Here is a 14,469-nt window from a genome sequence, read left to right as displayed (position 1 = left end):
AAATGGCAACGATCAAGGATGTGGCGGCGCTCGCGGGGATTTCCTACACCACGGTTTCTCACGTGGTGAACAAGACCCGCCCGGTCAGTCAGGAAGTGCGGCTGAAGGTCGAGGCGGCCATCAAAACCCTCGATTACGTGCCGAGTGCGGTGGCGCGCTCGCTGAAGGCCAAGACTACTGCGACCATTGGCTTATTGGTGCCCAACAGCCTCAACCCGTATTTTGCCGAGTTGGCGCGGGGTATCGAGGATTACTGCGAGCGTAACGGCTACTGCGTGATCCTCTGCAACTCTGATGACAACCCGGAAAAACAGCGCAGCTATTTGCGTGTGCTGCTGGAAAAGCGCATCGACGGTCTGATCGTCGCCTCCGCGGGTGGCGATACCGGTCTGGCACAAGGACTGGCGGGCGTGAAAACGCCGATGGTCATTGTCGACCGGGGGCTTGAAGGCGTGGATGCGGATCTGGTGCGCATTGATCATGAATATGGCGCCTATCTGGCGACCCGTCACCTGCTGGAGTTGGGGCATCGTGACATCGCCACCATCGGTGGTCCGTCGAGTACCAGCGTGGCGCAAATGCGTCAGGCCGGTTTTTGTCGGGCGCTGAAGGAGGCGGGAGTCACGGTGCGCCCCGAGCGCATACTGGAAAGCGATTTCACCAGTACCGGCGGCTACAACGCAGCGGCGGTTCTGCTCAAAAGCAATCCGCCGAGCGCGATCTTCGCCGGTAACGACATGATCGGTATCGGTGTGCTGCGTGCGGCGGCCGAGCGCAATGTGCGCGTGCCAAGCGAACTGTCGGTGATCGGTTTCGACGATATCCAGATGAGCCGCTATGTGTACCCGGCGCTGACCACCGTCGGCCAGTCGATCCTGCAGTTGGGCGAAATGGCTGCCGAAGTGCTGCTGCGAAGGATTGCTACCCCGAGCCTGGTCACCGATCAACGGATCGTGACCCCGAGTATTGTCTTGCGCGAATCGACTGCGCCGTTGTCTGGCGTGTTCACCGAGTACCGCTGAAACCGAATTGACGAGTAGTGATGTATGCCAGCAAATGTAGTGGTAATAGGCAGCCTGAACATGGACCTGGTCACCCGGGCGCCACGGCTGCCCAAGGGTGGGGAGACGCTGATCGGTCATTCCTTTGCCACCGTGTCCGGCGGCAAGGGCGCCAATCAGGCAGTCGCTGCTGCGCGTCTGGGTGCAAAAGTGGCGATGGTCGGCTGTGTTGGTAACGATGACTACGGCGTGCAATTGCGCGACGCGTTGCTGGCCGAGCAGATCGATTGTCACGCGGTGAGCACGGTTGAAGATTCCAGTGGTGTGGCACTGATCGTGGTGGATGACAACAGTCAGAACGCCATCGTGATCGTCGCCGGCGCCAACGGTGCAATGACCCCGGCCGTGATTGACCGCTTTGATGCGGTGCTGCAGGCGGCCGACGTGGTTATCTGTCAGCTCGAGATCCCGGATGCGACGGTGGGTCATGCGCTCAAGCGCGCACGTGCGCTGGGCAAGACCGTGATCCTCAATCCGGCGCCGGCCAGTCGTGCGCTGCCGGCAGACTGGTTTGCCGCCATCGACTACCTGATCCCCAACGAAAGTGAAGCCGCTGCGTTGAGCGGGTTGCCAGTCGATTCGTTGGAAACCGCAGAAAGCGCGGCCAGCCATCTGATTACCATGGGCGCGAGCAAGGTCATCATTACCCTCGGTGCGCAAGGTTCACTGTTTGCCAATGGCAAAGGGTTCGAGCATTTCCCGGCGCCGAAAGTGAAGGCCGTCGATACCACCGCTGCGGGCGATACCTTCGTCGGCGGTTTTGCCGCGGCGCTCGCCAGTGGCAAATCCGAGGCCGAGGCAATCCGTTACGGACAGATCGCGGCAGCATTGTCTGTGACCCGGGCCGGCGCACAACCTTCCATTCCAACGATGTCCGACGTACAGGCGTTCAAACCCGCATGAAAAAGACTCCACTGCTCAACGTCGCGTTGTCGCGGCTGATCGCCTCCCTGGGCCATGGCGACATGGTAGTCATCGGTGATGCCGGACTGCCGGTACCGCCAGGTGTCGAGCTGATCGATCTGGCGCTGACCCACGGTGTTCCGGATTTCATCGGCACGCTGAAAGTCGTGCTCAGTGAGATGCAGGTGGAGCGCCATGTGCTGGCCAACGAAATCCTCGACAAGCAGCCGACTGCACTGGCCGTGCTGGACGAGTTGCAAGAAGAGGGCGCTCTCGGTCGGCGCGATCTGCTGACTCATGAGCAATTCAAGGTTCTCAGCCGACAGGCACGGGCGATTGTTCGTACAGGCGAATGTCAGCCGTACTGCAACATCGTGCTGGTGGCCGGGGTAACGTTCTAATCGGGTTTTCGACCCTTTCATTTTCATCAGCACAAGGAATGCGCCATGCACCGCTATGCTCAAAAACTCCACCAATTGCTTCGGAGTCTGCTGCTTTTGTCTTTTATTACCGCCACCGGCGCTCAGGCTGCTGAAAAGATCGACCTGATCATCGACACCGATCCGGGTGCCGACGACGTGGTCGCCTTGCTGTTCGCCCTGGCATCGCCGGATGAACTGAACATTCGCGCACTGACCACCGTGGCCGGCAACGTGCGCCTCGACAAGACTTCGCGTAACGCGCGCCTGGCTCGCGAGTGGGCAGGGCGCGAAGATGTTCCGGTCTATGCCGGTGCGCCGAAGCCACTGATGCGTACGCCGATCTACGCCGAGAACATCCATGGCAAGGAAGGCCTGTCGGGTGTCACCGTGCATGAGCCGAAAAAGGGCCTGGCCGAAGGCAATGCGGTCAACTACCTGATCGACACTTTGAAAAAAGCCAAGCCGCACAGCATCACCATCGCCATGCTCGGCCCGCAGACCAACCTTGCGCTGGCGCTGATCCAGGAGCCTGAGATCGTTAATGGCATCAAGGAAGTGGTGATCATGGGTGGCGCGCATTTCAATGGCGGCAACATCACCCCGGTGGCCGAATTCAACCTGTTCGCCGACCCGCAAGCAGCGGAAGTGGTGCTCAAGAGTGGCGTGAAGCTGACCTACCTGCCGCTGGACGTGACCCACAAGATCCTCACCAGCGACGCACGTCTGAAGCAGATTGCTGCGCTGAACAACAACGCGAGCAAGATTGTTGGCGACATCCTCAACGAGTACATCAAGGGTGACATGGAGCACTACGGTATTCCGGGTGGCCCGGTGCATGACGCGACCGTCATCGCTTACCTGCTCAAGCCTGAGCTGTTCACCGGTCGCTCGGTGAACGTGGCCATCGACAGCCGTGAAGGGATCACCTTTGGCCAGACTGTCGTCGACTGGTACGACGGCCTGAAACAACCAAAGAATGCATTCTGGGTCGAGAACGGCGATGCCCAGGGCTTTTTCGATCTGCTGACCGAGCGTCTGAAGCGCTTGAAGTAAGGCATGGACCCGCAGGTGCCAGCCTGCGGGTCGTTACTCCCTCTCGGTGTCCTGCGCGCCCTTGTGCTCGTGTTGATAGCGTTCGAAAATCTGGGCGATAAACGTCTGCGCACCTTGTGTTCCCATGGTCTTGACCAGCAGATCGATGCTGATCAACGCCAACTCCTCCGAACTGCCAGGGCTATATGAACTGTGCCCCTTTGGCCAAAGAACCTTGATGTCGGCGTTGATGCTTACAGTGCTCATGAATGCGCTCGAAAAGTCGGGAATGTCTGTGCCTGAGTTAACCACTTTGTCGGGCGTTTGGCACTGCGACTTAGGCATGAGCGCGACGCTATGCGACACTTGGTCTTTTCCGGCTGATCCAAGGAATGTGCTGTGCAGATCGATTTGAACACCCCCGACGGCCTCACACTCGACGCTGTGCGCCAGTTGCTGGCGTCGGCCAGCGATGATGTGCATACGCAGTTGCGTGTGACGAAGGGGGGGATTGCCTATATTTCTTCTGGTGTGACGGGCGGGCAGGACATCGATGGCCTGCTGTTTCGTCTGGAAACCTGGGCCAAGGGTTCGGGGTGCGTCGGCAATGTTGCGGCCAGTGATGAGGTCTGGGTAATGCAGATTTTCAACGCGCTCAAGGAAAACTGGCCGAATTCGCCGCTCGATTACATCGACGTCTATTGAGCTTCGTTAATATTCGGTGACGATTGCGTGAGGATGCGTTGCGCGCACTTCAGGCAGACTCGGCGTTTTTTCGGATCGTGGGGCAGGGTGGCAGCACTTGTTGTGAAACCAAACGCCAGATTGGCGGTCGCACGATCTCAGCTTAACCATTTGAAAAAAGGAGGCTTCATGCCTTTGAAGTTCGCGTCACTGGGTGCACTTATGGCCGTTGCCATGTTGGCCGGTTGCAGCACAACCTCCAGCGAGTCGGCAAAGGATCCTGTGGCGACCGATGCTGGTCATAGCCGCTGTGAAGCAAAGGCAGCGGAGTTTGCCATCGGTAAAAAGGCTTCGCCGGAACTGCTCGATCAGGCTCGTGCCAAGGCTGGCGCGCAAAACGCTCGATTCCTCAAGCCAACGGACATGATTACTCTGGAGTATCGTTCCGATCGATTGAATCTGAATACCGACAACAACCTGGTAGTCACCCGCGTCAACTGCGGCTGATCGCTGACCGCTTTTGTTGCAGGCATAAAAAACCCCGTCACATGGACGGGGTTTTTTTAGTGCGCCGGGAAATTACTCTGGGCGAACTTGTGCAGCTTGCATACCCTTTTGGCCTTTCTCAGCCACGAAAGAGACGGTCTGGCCTTCTTTCAGGCTTTTGAAACCGTCGGATTCGATAGCTTTGAAGTGTACGAACAGGTCGTCACCGCCACCTTGAGGAGTGATGAAGCCGAAGCCTTTTTCATCGTTGAACCATTTAACGGTGCCGGTTTGGCGATTAGACATGGTGTATCTCCAAGAAACATATATTTTCAGTAGTACTGTGCTGCTCAGGCCAACTGGGCACACCGGAGTATCATAGTCGAAATGTTCGCTTTGGTAGCCCCCCGGACGTGCTGTTTGCTTTCATATTGCATTGATTTCAACCTCTGAAATGTCTGCAAGCCCCGGTTTCAGTGGCTTTCAGCCGAAAGAAGAGGGTGTAAAAAAAGCTATAAAACCTGCGTAAATTATCGATTTCGGGGTCTTTTTGGCGGTTTTCAGCCTGCTGGACGCCCGAAAAAACATTCGTCAGCGCTTATTTCTGCACGCGGCAAACCGAGATTTCTTTCAATGCGCGCTGACCCAGTTCACCACTCGGCGGGGTGTTCTTGTCCATCAGCTGTGCGATCTCTTGCGTGGTGAATTTCTTTTCCAGAACGTCGGCACCGCAAGCACAGTGCTTATTGGCTTCGGCCGGATTGACGCTCTTGCTGGCTGCGGCGGTGCAGTCGTTCATGTACTGGGCTTTGACGCCGGCAGGCCAAGCCGCGTTGGCACTCAGCGGCAGCAGCAGGGCCAGCGGGGCCGCGAAAGCAAAAAGTCGGATAAGGCGCATGTCGGAAACTCCTTGGGTTGATATCGGCGACGATTCTCAGCTTATTTGAGGCAAAGCGTATATCCCAAGTTCACTTCGCGCCGCAAAAATGCGCAAATCAGCAACACCTCAATTCGATGACGTCGATGACCGCTCATCTGTGCTAGCATGCCGGGCTCAAGCGTTCTCAGGCTCCGGACGGCCTTCAGCCCCGGCAGCGGTCAGCGTGCGAATATTCTGATTTGAATCCCAGTCACTCTGGTTCGGTTTTCCGGTTGGCCGCAAGGCTCCTGCCGCTGTAAGGCAGGCGTTCGTCATTGAATGGCCTGGATCGGATCTTGTACTGGCTCATCCCAACCCACGTGACCTTTGGTAGGGGTCACCACTAGGAGAGGAGGCGCCATGCCAACTATTACTCTTCCCGACGGCAGTCAACGTTCATTCGATCACCCGGTTTCCGTAGCCGAGGTCGCCGCATCCATTGGTGCAGGTCTGGCCAAGGCCACCGTGGCCGGCAAGGTCAACGGCAAGCTGGTCGACGCCTGCGACATCATCGACAGTGACGCGACGCTGCAAATCATCACGCCAAAGGATGAAGAGGGGCTGGAGATCATTCGCCACTCTTGCGCGCACCTGGTTGGCCACGCGGTCAAACAGCTGTACCCGACTGCGAAAATGGTCATCGGTCCGGTCATCGACGAAGGCTTCTATTACGACATCGCCTTCGAGCGTCCTTTCACGCCGGACGACATGGCCGCCATCGAACAGCGCATGCATCAGCTGATCGACAAAGATTACGACGTCATCAAGAAAGTCACTCCGCGCGCCGAAGTGATTGAAGTGTTCAAGGCCCGCGGCGAAGACTACAAGCTGCGTCTGGTCGAAGACATGCCGAACGAGCAGGCCATGGGCCTGTACTACCACGAAGAATACGTCGACATGTGCCGCGGCCCGCACGTGCCGAACACGCGTTTTCTGAAATCCTTCAAGCTGACCAAGTTGTCCGGCGCCTACTGGCGCGGCGATGCCAAGAACGAGCAATTGCAGCGCGTTTACGGCACAGCCTGGGCTGACAAGAAGCAGCTGGCGGCTTACATCCAGCGCATCGAAGAAGCGGAAAAGCGCGATCACCGCAAGATCGGCAAGCGCCTGGGCCTGTTCCACACCCAGGAAGAAGCGCCGGGCATGGTGTTCTGGCACCCGAACGGCTGGACCCTGTATCAAGTGCTCGAGCAGTACATGCGCAAAGTGCAGCGTGACAACGGCTACCTGGAGATCAAGACCCCGCAAGTGGTCGACCGCAGCCTCTGGGAGAAATCCGGGCATTGGGCCAACTACGCCGACAACATGTTCACCACCGAGTCGGAAAGCCGCGACTACGCCATCAAGCCGATGAACTGCCCATGCCACGTGCAGGTGTTCAACCAAGGCCTGAAGAGCTACCGCGAGCTGCCGATGCGTCTGGCCGAGTTCGGTGCCTGCCACCGTAACGAGCCGTCGGGTGCGTTGCACGGCATCATGCGTGTGCGTGCGTTCACTCAGGACGACGCTCACATTTTCTGCACCGAAGAGCAGATGCAGGCCGAATCCGCAGCGTTCATCAAGCTGACCATGGACGTTTACCGCGACTTCGGCTTCACCGATGTCGAGATGAAGCTGTCCACTCGTCCGGAAAAGCGCGTGGGTTCCGACGAGTTGTGGGATCGCGCCGAAGCGGCACTGGCTGCAGCCCTTGACAGTGCTGGCCTGCCGTACGATCTGCAGCCGGGTGAAGGCGCATTCTACGGGCCGAAGATCGAATTCTCGCTGAAAGATTGCCTCGGTCGTGTGTGGCAATGTGGTACTTTGCAGCTCGATTTCAACCTGCCTGTCCGTCTTGGCGCCGAATACGTCTCCGAAGACAACAGTCGCAAGCACCCAGTGATGTTGCACCGGGCGATCCTCGGTTCGTTCGAGCGTTTCGTCGGGATTCTGATCGAGCACTATGAAGGTGCATTCCCTGCGTGGCTCGCGCCAACCCAGGCAGTGATCATGAATATCACTGATAAACAGGCAGATTTTGTTGCTGAAGTGGAAAAAACTCTCAACGAAAGCGGATTTCGTGCCAAGTCCGACTTGAGAAATGAAAAGATCGGCTTTAAAATCCGCGAGCATACTTTGCTCAAGGTTCCCTATCTTTTGGTTATCGGAGATAAGGAAGTCGAGATGCAGACTGTCGCTGTGCGTACTCGTGAAGGTGCTGACCTGGGCTCGATGCCCGTCGCCCAGTTCGCTGAGTTTCTCGCGCAAGCGGTTTCCCGGCGTGGTCGCCCAGATTCGGAGTAATTATTATTAAGCGTGAAATGAGACAAGATAAACGAGCTGCACCGAAAGCCCCGATCAACGAGAATATCTCGGCACGCGAGGTTCGGTTAATTGGCGCTGATGGCGAGCAGATTGGCATCGTCTCGATTGATGAAGCGCTTCGTATTGCTGAAGAAGCAAAGCTTGATCTGGTAGAAATCTCTGCTGACGCAGTCCCACCGGTTTGCCGGGTGATGGACTACGGCAAATCGATCTTCGAAAAGAAGAAGCAGATTGCAGCAGCGAAGAAAAACCAGAAGCAGATTCAGGTAAAAGAAATCAAGTTTCGTCCAGGGACGGAGGAAGGGGATTACCAGGTAAAACTGCGCAACCTGGTACGTTTCCTGAGTGACGGGGACAGGGCCAAGGTATCCTTGCGATTCCGCGGCCGTGAGATGGCCCACCAGGAGCTGGGGATGGAACTCCTCAAGCGGGTTGAAGCTGACCTGCTCGAGTACGGTTCGGTCGAACAGCATCCTAAGATGGAAGGACGCCAGCTGATCATGGTCATCGCCCCGAAAAAGAAGAAGTAATCAACAGGGCACGGCAGGCCTTCTGATTATGTTTATCAACTGAATGCGGAGTATCCGAACATGCCAAAAATGAAAACCAAAAGTGGTGCTGCTAAGCGGTTTCTGAAAACTGCTAACGGTATCAAGCACAAGCACGCTTTCAAGAGCCACATCCTGACCAAAATGTCGACCAAGCGTAAGCGTCAACTGCGCGGTAGCAGCTTGCTGCATCCGTCTGACGTGGCAAAAGTCGAGCGCATGCTGCGCCTTCGTTAATTTTAGTCAAGAATAGAGGAAGTAACTCATGGCTCGTGTAAAGCGTGGCGTCATTGCCCGTAAGCGTCACAAAAAAATTCTGAAACTTGCTAAAGGCTACTACGGCGCACGCTCCCGCGTATTCCGTGTTGCCAAGCAAGCGGTAATCAAGGCAGGCCAATACGCCTACCGTGACCGTCGTCAGAAAAAGCGTCAGTTCCGCGCTCTGTGGATCGCTCGTATCAATGCTGGTGCTCGTGTTAACGGTCTGTCCTACAGCCGTTTCATTGCTGGCCTGAAAAAAGCGTCCATCGAGATCGACCGTAAGGTTCTGGCTGATCTGGCAGTGAACGAAAAAGCGGCGTTTGCTGCGATTGTCGAGAAAGCTAAAGCCACCTTGGCTTAAGTACCCCCGACAGTCACCCGGCCTCACCTCTGTGGGGCCAGGTGTTAAACGTCATAAATAGGGGAAGAGCCTTCAAGCTCTTCCCCTATTTTGTATCTGGAGTCTGTACATGGAAAACCTGGATGCGCTGGTCTCTCAAGCACTAGAGGCTGTGCAAAGCGCTGAAGATATCAATGCCCTGGAGCAAATCCGGGTTCAATACCTTGGCAAAAAAGGTGAATTGACTCAGGTGATGAAGACCCTGGGGAATTTGCCGGCAGAAGAGCGTCCGCAAGTCGGCGCCCTGATCAACGTTGCCAAGGAACGTGTCACAGGCGTTCTCAATGCGCGCATGGCTCTGTTTGAAGAAGCCGAACTGGCTGCCAAACTGTCTGCCGAATCCATTGACGTGACGTTGCCGGGCCGTGGTCAGACCTCCGGTGGTCTGCATCCGGTGACCCGGACTCTGGAACGAGTCGAGCAGTTCTTCACCCGCATCGGCTACGGCATCGCCGAAGGCCCTGAGGTCGAAGACGACTATCACAACTTTGAAGCGCTCAACATCCCAGGCCACCACCCGGCCCGGTCGATGCATGACACCTTCTATTTCAATGCGAACATGTTGCTGCGCACCCATACCTCGCCGGTACAGGTCCGCACCATGGAGTCCAAGCAGCCGCCGATCCGCATTGTCTGCCCAGGCCGTGTGTACCGCAGTGACTCCGATATCACCCATTCGCCGATGTTCCACCAGGTCGAAGGCCTGCTGGTCGATCGCGACATCAATTTCGCCGATCTCAAAGGCACCATCGAAGAGTTCCTGCGGGTGTTCTTCGAAAAAGAGCTGGCCGTACGTTTCCGTCCTTCGTACTTCCCGTTCACCGAGCCATCCGCTGAAGTCGACATGGAATGCGTGATGTGCAGCGGTAAAGGCTGCCGCGTCTGCAAACAGACCGGCTGGCTGGAAGTCATGGGCTGCGGCATGGTCCATCCGAACGTGCTGCGCATGTCCGGCATCGATCCGGAAGAGTTCTCCGGTTTTGCCTTCGGCATGGGCGTCGAGCGTCTGGCGATGCTCCGTTACGGCGTGAACGACTTGCGTCTGTTCTTCGACAACGACTTGCGGTTCCTCGCGCAATTTCGCTAGTCGTAACGAATTCTTAGGAGAGCAGGATGAAATTCAGTGAACAATGGCTGCGTGGCTGGGTTAGCCCGCAGGTAAGTCGCGACGAGCTGGTTGCTCGTCTGTCGATGGCGGGTCTGGAGGTCGATAGCGTGACCCCGGCCGCCGGTGTATTCAGCGGCGTGGTAGTGGGCGAGGTGCTGAGCACCGAGCAACACCCTGACGCCGACAAGCTGCGTGTATGCCAGGTCAGCAATGGCGCGGAAACCTTCCAGGTCGTGTGCGGTGCGCCAAACGTGCGTCCGGGCCTGAAGATTCCGTTCGCCATGATCGGTGCCGAACTGCCGGGCGACTTCAAGATCAAGAAGGCCAAGCTGCGCGGCGTCGAGTCCAACGGCATGTTGTGCTCGCAAGCCGAGCTGCAGGTCGGTGAAGGCAATGACGGTCTGATGGAGCTGCCGGCTGATGCGCCGGTGGGCGAAGATTTCCGTGTGTATCTGGATCTGGAAGACGCCAGCATTGAGGTTGACCTGACCCCGAACCGTGGCGACTGCCTGTCGCTGGCCGGTCTGGCCCGTGAAGTCGGCGCGCTGTACGACACGCCGGTCGCTCGTCCGGTGGTCATGGCGATTCCGGCTGTGCACGACGAAGTGCGTTCGGTAGAAGTACTGGCGCCTGCCGCTTGCCCGCGTTACCTGGGCCGCGTCATCCGCAATGTCGACCTGTCCAAACCAACCCCGTTGTGGATGGTTGAGCGTCTGCGCCGCGCCGATGTGCGCAGCATCGACGCTGCCGTCGACATCACCAACTACGTGATGCTCGAGCTGGGTCAGCCGCTGCACGCTTTTGATCTTGCCGAGATCAATGGCGGCATCCGCGTACGCATGGCGGAAGAGGGTGAGAAGCTGGTGCTGCTCGACGGTCAGGAAGTCAGCCTGCGTAGCGATACGCTGGTGATTGCCGACCATACCCGTGCTCTGGCGATTGCCGGCGTGATGGGTGGCGAGCACAGCGGTGTGTCCGCAACCACTCGCGACGTTTTCCTGGAAAGTGCCTTCTTCGACCAGATCGCTGTGGCAGGCAAGGCTCGTTCCTACGGTCTGCACACCGACGCTTCGCATCGTTACGAGCGCGGCGTGGACTGGCAACTGGCCCGTGAAGCCATGGAGCGCGCCACTGGCCTGCTGCTGGAAATCACTGGTGGCGAAGCCGGCCCGATCATCGAGACCGTCAGCGAGCAGCACCTGCCGTCGATCGCGCCGATCACCCTGCGTGCGCAGCGCATCACCCAGATGCTGGGGATGGAGATGGATTCGGCTCAGGTCGAGCGTCTGCTCAGCGCCTTGGGTCTGAATATTTCCGCTGACGGAGCAGGGCAGTGGCGCGTAGAAGTGCCAAGCCATCGCTTCGACATCAGCCTGGAAGTCGATCTGATCGAAGAGCTGGCTCGCCTGTATGGCTACAACCGTCTGCCGGTTCGTTACCCGCAAGCGCGTCTGGCGCCACAGGCCAAGGCTGAAGCGCGCAGCGAATTGCCTGAGCTGCGTCGTCTGCTGGTAGCCCGTGGTTATCAGGAAGCGATCACTTACAGCTTCATCGATCCGAAGCAGTTCGAACTGTTCAATCCGGGCGTCGAGCCGCTGTTGCTGGCCAACCCGATTTCCAATGACATGGCTGCCATGCGTTCTTCGCTGTGGCCGGGTCTGGTCAAGGCGTTGCAGCACAACCTGAACCGCCAGCAGGATCGCGTGCGTCTGTTCGAAAGCGGTCTGCGCTTCGTCGGTCAGCTGGAAGGTCTGAAGCAGGAGCCGATGCTGTCGGGCGTGGTTTGCGGTAGCCGTCTGCCTGAAGGTTGGGCGCAAGGTCGCGACACCGTCGATTTCTTCGACGTAAAAGCTGATGTTGAAGCGGTGCTGGGCTTTGCCGGTGCGCTGGATACCTTCACTTTCGCTCCGGGCAAACACCCGACGCTGCACCCGGGACAAACCGCGCGCATCGAACGTGACGGGCGTGAAGTCGGCTTTATCGGTGCGATTCACCCGGAGCTGTCCAAGGCCCTGGGTCTGGATCGTCCGGTCTTCGTCTTCGAGCTGGTTCTGGCTGAAGTCGCTTCCGGAAAAATGCCGCAATTCCACGAGTTGTCGCGTTTTCCTGAAGTGCGTCGTGACCTTGCGCTGATCGCGCACAAAGACGTCGCGGCCTCGGCGGTATTGGACGTAATCCGAGAAAATGCAGGCGAATGGCTCACGGATCTCAGGCTGTTTGACGTGTATCAGGGTAAAGGTATTGATCCTGATAGAAAAAGCCTTGCAGTTGGCTTGACCTGGCAGCATCCATCGCGCACTCTTAATGACGATGAGGTGAATTCGACGACGCAAAATATCCTCACCTCGCTCGAACAAAGGTTGAACGCCACGTTAAGGAAGTGACGTATGGGGGCTTTGACGAAAGCTGAGATGGCGGAACGTCTGTATGAAGAGCTGGGCCTGAACAAGCGGGAAGCCAAGGAATTGGTTGAACTGTTTTTCGAGGAAATCAGGCACGCTCTTGAAGACAACGAGCAGGTCAAATTGTCCGGTTTCGGCAATTTCGACCTTCGGGACAAGCGCCAGCGGCCTGGCCGCAACCCGAAAACGGGGGAAGAAATCCCGATCACGGCTCGCCGTGTGGTCACCTTTCGTCCAGGGCAGAAGTTGAAGGCCCGAGTTGAGGCTTATGCTGGAACCAAGTCATAACGACGAACTACCCGTTATCCCGGGCAAACGCTACTTCACCATTGGTGAAGTCAGCGAGCTGTGTGCAGTAAAGCCACACGTGCTGCGCTACTGGGAGCAGGAGTTTCCTCAACTCAACCCCGTCAAACGCCGCGGAAACCGCCGGTATTATCAGCGCCAGGATGTGCTGATGATCCGGCAGATCCGCGCGCTCCTTTACGATCAGGGTTTCACCATCGGCGGTGCGCGTCTGCGTTTGTCCGGCGATGAAGCCAAAGACGACACCACCCAATACAAGCAAATGATCCGCCAGATGATCGCTGAGCTTGAAGATGTACTGGTGGTGCTCAAGAAATAAAAAGCTGCGTTTGAATACTTCCAGTTTTCAAAAGCTTGCGCTATATTCTTGAGCGCTCTTCGAGATGAAGAGCAGGTTTCAAACCAGTCGGGGCGTAGCGCAGTCCGGTAGCGCACTAGCATGGGGTGCTAGGGGTCGAGTGTTCGAATCACTCCGTCCCGACCATATAATTCAATGACTTAGCCCAACTCTAACCAGTTGGGCTTTTTCATGCGTAGGGAGTTTTTCGGGACTTCATCTAAGCCGATCATCCAGATCGGCTTTTTTGTGCCTGCGCAAAACCCGCGCAAAAAAGGTCGCTGGGTGAAAAGTTTGGATCACTTGATAGACAGACGGGATCCGGCTGCGCAGCCATTTGATGTCGGGTTGATACTCTGCCTGCCAGGGCTGAAGATGCTCGCTCAGATACACGAATGAAGTGCAGGCCACATCTTTTTCGTCATGGGTTCCTAAGAAAATGGATAAGTTATCTCGCTTGAACTCGCTTTTGATTCAGCACAATGCGGTCGTTTCGCTGAATATCGAAATTCAAGACTTCAAGTACAACCTGGCCTTGACGATGTCGTCGCTCGATGACGCAGCAGAAAGCGCTATCACTATAAATTTTCAGGATGTCAGTGCGCTTGATCTGAGTGGCTTTGGTGGCGGGCTGACTCAATTCATGGAGCTCGTCGTTACCCGAATCGATCGTGGGCTCGACAGGATCAGATATGAATTAAAAGACGTAGAGGACGAGAAAATATCGTTCTACTTCTTTACCTTCAGTGAGCCTATTCATTCAGAGCAATCTTGTGGGTTTGATTGACCGCACTCCCCTGAAGCGCCATTAAATATTGGCGATCGGATGCCGATACCCGGTTATCTAAATTCCGATCGAGCGAAGGCGCATGGACATCAGCAATACCAGCAGTGAATATCAAAAGCCCAAAAATCTCGCAGGGCTGGGCCGTCGCTGGGGCGGGCAGATCATCGATACATTGATCACCTACTTTTTGATCCTCTTCGTAGGACGGCTGGCGGAGTTTATTGGTTTGCCGCCAAATGTGGTGGCTATCCTGGCTTTTGGTTCGGGTGTGTCGTATTACCTGTTTTCCGATGCAATGCCCAACGGGCAAAGCCTGGGTAAAAAACTGCTGGGGATGTCGGTGATTGATGAGCGTAGCTACTTGAACTGCAATCTGTATCAATCGTTCATCCGCAACATCACAACGCCCTTCCTGAACATCCTCGACTGGATTTTCATCTTCTTTGGCTCGCGCAAACGCCTGGGCGACATGCTTGCCTCGACAATTGTGATCCGCGTTTAGATGAGTC

General features: G+C 56.7%; 19 protein-coding genes and 1 tRNA gene. 17 read left to right on the top strand and 3 right to left on the bottom strand.

Features of this window, described 5'->3' with window-relative positions; all coding sequences use genetic code 11:
* The first annotated feature begins 2 nt into the window (after nucleotides 1-2).
* The 4 genes from ACVHNU_RS14550 to ACVHNU_RS14535 are packed head-to-tail and all read left to right on the top strand — an operon-like array spanning nucleotide 3 to nucleotide 3,439.
* The gene (locus ACVHNU_RS14550) at nucleotides 3-1,022 is read left to right on the top strand and encodes a LacI family DNA-binding transcriptional regulator (RefSeq protein ID WP_473017610.1); all 1,020 of its coding nucleotides are present in this window, start codon (nucleotides 3-5) and stop codon (nucleotides 1,020-1,022) included.
* Between the two features lie 24 nt (nucleotides 1,023-1,046).
* Nucleotides 1,047-1,964, top strand: coding sequence for a ribokinase (rbsK, locus tag ACVHNU_RS14545; protein WP_473017609.1), 918 nt, complete (start codon nucleotides 1,047-1,049; stop codon nucleotides 1,962-1,964).
* Entirely contained in the window at nucleotides 1,961-2,365 is a 405-nt protein-coding gene (gene rbsD, locus ACVHNU_RS14540; RefSeq protein ID WP_338802494.1) for a D-ribose pyranase, read from the top strand. The genes rbsK and rbsD overlap by 4 nt, the downstream gene beginning before the upstream one ends.
* A gap of 45 nt (nucleotides 2,366-2,410) precedes the next feature.
* Complete coding sequence (locus ACVHNU_RS14535; protein WP_003226378.1) at nucleotides 2,411-3,439, top strand: nucleoside hydrolase; 1,029 nt, start codon at nucleotides 2,411-2,413, stop codon at nucleotides 3,437-3,439.
* 33 nt (nucleotides 3,440-3,472) lie between these two features.
* Here ACVHNU_RS14535 and ACVHNU_RS14530 read toward each other — a convergent pair whose 3' ends face one another.
* Nucleotides 3,473-3,685 carry a hypothetical protein gene (locus tag ACVHNU_RS14530; protein ID WP_003226376.1) on the bottom strand — a complete coding sequence of 71 codons (213 nt, stop codon included), beginning with the start codon at nucleotides 3,683-3,685 and terminating at the stop codon, nucleotides 3,473-3,475.
* 132 nt (nucleotides 3,686-3,817) lie between these two features.
* Here ACVHNU_RS14530 and ACVHNU_RS14525 point away from each other — a divergent pair, with 132 nt between their 5' ends.
* Both ACVHNU_RS14525 and ACVHNU_RS14520 read left to right on the top strand, forming a co-directional pair.
* Nucleotides 3,818-4,123, top strand: coding sequence for a hypothetical protein (locus ACVHNU_RS14525; RefSeq protein ID WP_473017608.1), 306 nt, complete (start codon nucleotides 3,818-3,820; stop codon nucleotides 4,121-4,123).
* A 168-nt stretch (nucleotides 4,124-4,291) separates the two neighbouring features.
* Complete coding sequence (locus ACVHNU_RS14520; RefSeq protein WP_007961248.1) at nucleotides 4,292-4,609, top strand: I78 family peptidase inhibitor; 318 nt, start codon at nucleotides 4,292-4,294, stop codon at nucleotides 4,607-4,609.
* 72 nt (nucleotides 4,610-4,681) lie between these two features.
* On the opposite strand, the gene ACVHNU_RS14515 is transcribed toward ACVHNU_RS14520, so the two are convergent.
* Both ACVHNU_RS14515 and ACVHNU_RS14510 read right to left on the bottom strand, forming a co-directional pair.
* Nucleotides 4,682-4,894, bottom strand: coding sequence for a cold-shock protein (locus ACVHNU_RS14515; protein ID WP_003179963.1), 213 nt, complete (start codon nucleotides 4,892-4,894; stop codon nucleotides 4,682-4,684).
* 292 nt (nucleotides 4,895-5,186) lie between these two features.
* Nucleotides 5,187-5,486: a hypothetical protein gene (locus tag ACVHNU_RS14510; protein ID WP_003226370.1), complete on the bottom strand. Its 300-nt coding sequence runs from the start codon at nucleotides 5,484-5,486 to the stop codon at nucleotides 5,187-5,189.
* Between the two features lie 381 nt (nucleotides 5,487-5,867).
* Between ACVHNU_RS14510 and thrS the strand changes: the two genes are divergently transcribed.
* From thrS to ACVHNU_RS14455, 11 genes are all read left to right on the top strand, one after another.
* A complete protein-coding gene (gene thrS / locus ACVHNU_RS14505; RefSeq protein WP_003226368.1) occupies nucleotides 5,868-7,790 on the top strand; it encodes a threonine--tRNA ligase in 1,923 nt (640 codons plus the stop codon).
* Nucleotides 7,790-8,341, top strand: coding sequence for a translation initiation factor IF-3 (infC, locus tag ACVHNU_RS14500; protein WP_170929410.1), 552 nt, complete (start codon nucleotides 7,790-7,792; stop codon nucleotides 8,339-8,341). The genes thrS and infC overlap by 1 nt, the downstream gene beginning before the upstream one ends.
* A gap of 60 nt (nucleotides 8,342-8,401) precedes the next feature.
* Nucleotides 8,402-8,596 carry a 50S ribosomal protein L35 gene (rpmI, locus tag ACVHNU_RS14495; protein ID WP_002553160.1) on the top strand — a complete coding sequence of 65 codons (195 nt, stop codon included), beginning with the start codon at nucleotides 8,402-8,404 and terminating at the stop codon, nucleotides 8,594-8,596.
* Nucleotides 8,597-8,624: 28 nt separating this feature from the next.
* Nucleotides 8,625-8,981, top strand: a complete 357-nt coding sequence (gene rplT / locus ACVHNU_RS14490) for a 50S ribosomal protein L20 (protein ID WP_002553161.1) — start codon at nucleotides 8,625-8,627, stop codon at nucleotides 8,979-8,981.
* A 109-nt stretch (nucleotides 8,982-9,090) separates the two neighbouring features.
* A complete protein-coding gene (gene pheS, locus ACVHNU_RS14485) occupies nucleotides 9,091-10,107 on the top strand; it encodes a phenylalanine--tRNA ligase subunit alpha (RefSeq protein WP_003226365.1) in 1,017 nt (338 codons plus the stop codon).
* A gap of 26 nt (nucleotides 10,108-10,133) precedes the next feature.
* A complete protein-coding gene (gene pheT / locus ACVHNU_RS14480; RefSeq protein ID WP_473017605.1) occupies nucleotides 10,134-12,512 on the top strand; it encodes a phenylalanine--tRNA ligase subunit beta in 2,379 nt (792 codons plus the stop codon).
* A 3-nt stretch (nucleotides 12,513-12,515) separates the two neighbouring features.
* Nucleotides 12,516-12,818, top strand: a complete 303-nt coding sequence (gene ihfA, locus ACVHNU_RS14475) for an integration host factor subunit alpha (RefSeq protein WP_002553164.1) — start codon at nucleotides 12,516-12,518, stop codon at nucleotides 12,816-12,818.
* Nucleotides 12,799-13,155, top strand: a complete 357-nt coding sequence (locus ACVHNU_RS14470; protein ID WP_003179985.1) for a MerR family transcriptional regulator — start codon at nucleotides 12,799-12,801, stop codon at nucleotides 13,153-13,155. The genes ihfA and ACVHNU_RS14470 overlap by 20 nt, the downstream gene beginning before the upstream one ends.
* A gap of 88 nt (nucleotides 13,156-13,243) precedes the next feature.
* A tRNA-Pro gene (locus tag ACVHNU_RS14465) sits at nucleotides 13,244-13,320 on the top strand.
* 292 nt (nucleotides 13,321-13,612) lie between these two features.
* Nucleotides 13,613-13,960, top strand: coding sequence for a hypothetical protein (locus ACVHNU_RS14460; RefSeq protein ID WP_098964618.1), 348 nt, complete (start codon nucleotides 13,613-13,615; stop codon nucleotides 13,958-13,960).
* A gap of 82 nt (nucleotides 13,961-14,042) precedes the next feature.
* A complete protein-coding gene (locus ACVHNU_RS14455) occupies nucleotides 14,043-14,462 on the top strand; it encodes an RDD family protein (protein WP_262143003.1) in 420 nt (139 codons plus the stop codon).
* Nucleotides 14,463-14,469 lie beyond the last annotated feature (7 nt).

It is taken from the genome of Pseudomonas sp. Ors-4-3C (genome assembly GCF_055755035.1).
Note: the sequence above shows the minus strand (reverse complement) of the source record. Positions and strands in the feature narration are given on the sequence as shown.

Bases quoted from the DNA above. Each gene is read 5' to 3' on its own strand.
- ACVHNU_RS14550 (WP_473017610.1), top strand. From the start codon at position 3: ATGGCAACGATCAAGGATGTGGCGGCGCTCGCGGGGATTTCCTACACC.
- rbsK (WP_473017609.1), top strand. From the start codon at position 1,047: ATGCCAGCAAATGTAGTGGTAATAGGCAGCCTGAACATGGACCTGGTC.
- rbsD (WP_338802494.1), top strand. From the start codon at position 1,961: ATGAAAAAGACTCCACTGCTCAACGTCGCGTTGTCGCGGCTGATCGCC.
- ACVHNU_RS14535 (WP_003226378.1), top strand. From the start codon at position 2,411: ATGCACCGCTATGCTCAAAAACTCCACCAATTGCTTCGGAGTCTGCTG.
- ACVHNU_RS14530 (WP_003226376.1), bottom strand. From the start codon at position 3,685: ATGAGCACTGTAAGCATCAACGCCGACATCAAGGTTCTTTGGCCAAAG.
- ACVHNU_RS14520 (WP_007961248.1), top strand. From the start codon at position 4,292: ATGCCTTTGAAGTTCGCGTCACTGGGTGCACTTATGGCCGTTGCCATG.
- ACVHNU_RS14515 (WP_003179963.1), bottom strand. From the start codon at position 4,894: ATGTCTAATCGCCAAACCGGCACCGTTAAATGGTTCAACGATGAAAAA.
- ACVHNU_RS14510 (WP_003226370.1), bottom strand. From the start codon at position 5,486: ATGCGCCTTATCCGACTTTTTGCTTTCGCGGCCCCGCTGGCCCTGCTG.
- thrS (WP_003226368.1), top strand. From the start codon at position 5,868: ATGCCAACTATTACTCTTCCCGACGGCAGTCAACGTTCATTCGATCAC.
- rpmI (WP_002553160.1), top strand. From the start codon at position 8,402: ATGCCAAAAATGAAAACCAAAAGTGGTGCTGCTAAGCGGTTTCTGAAA.
- rplT (WP_002553161.1), top strand. From the start codon at position 8,625: ATGGCTCGTGTAAAGCGTGGCGTCATTGCCCGTAAGCGTCACAAAAAA.
- pheS (WP_003226365.1), top strand. From the start codon at position 9,091: ATGGAAAACCTGGATGCGCTGGTCTCTCAAGCACTAGAGGCTGTGCAA.
- pheT (WP_473017605.1), top strand. From the start codon at position 10,134: ATGAAATTCAGTGAACAATGGCTGCGTGGCTGGGTTAGCCCGCAGGTA.
- ihfA (WP_002553164.1), top strand. From the start codon at position 12,516: ATGGGGGCTTTGACGAAAGCTGAGATGGCGGAACGTCTGTATGAAGAG.
- ACVHNU_RS14470 (WP_003179985.1), top strand. From the start codon at position 12,799: ATGCTGGAACCAAGTCATAACGACGAACTACCCGTTATCCCGGGCAAA.
- ACVHNU_RS14460 (WP_098964618.1), top strand. From the start codon at position 13,613: ATGGATAAGTTATCTCGCTTGAACTCGCTTTTGATTCAGCACAATGCG.
- ACVHNU_RS14455 (WP_262143003.1), top strand. From the start codon at position 14,043: ATGGACATCAGCAATACCAGCAGTGAATATCAAAAGCCCAAAAATCTC.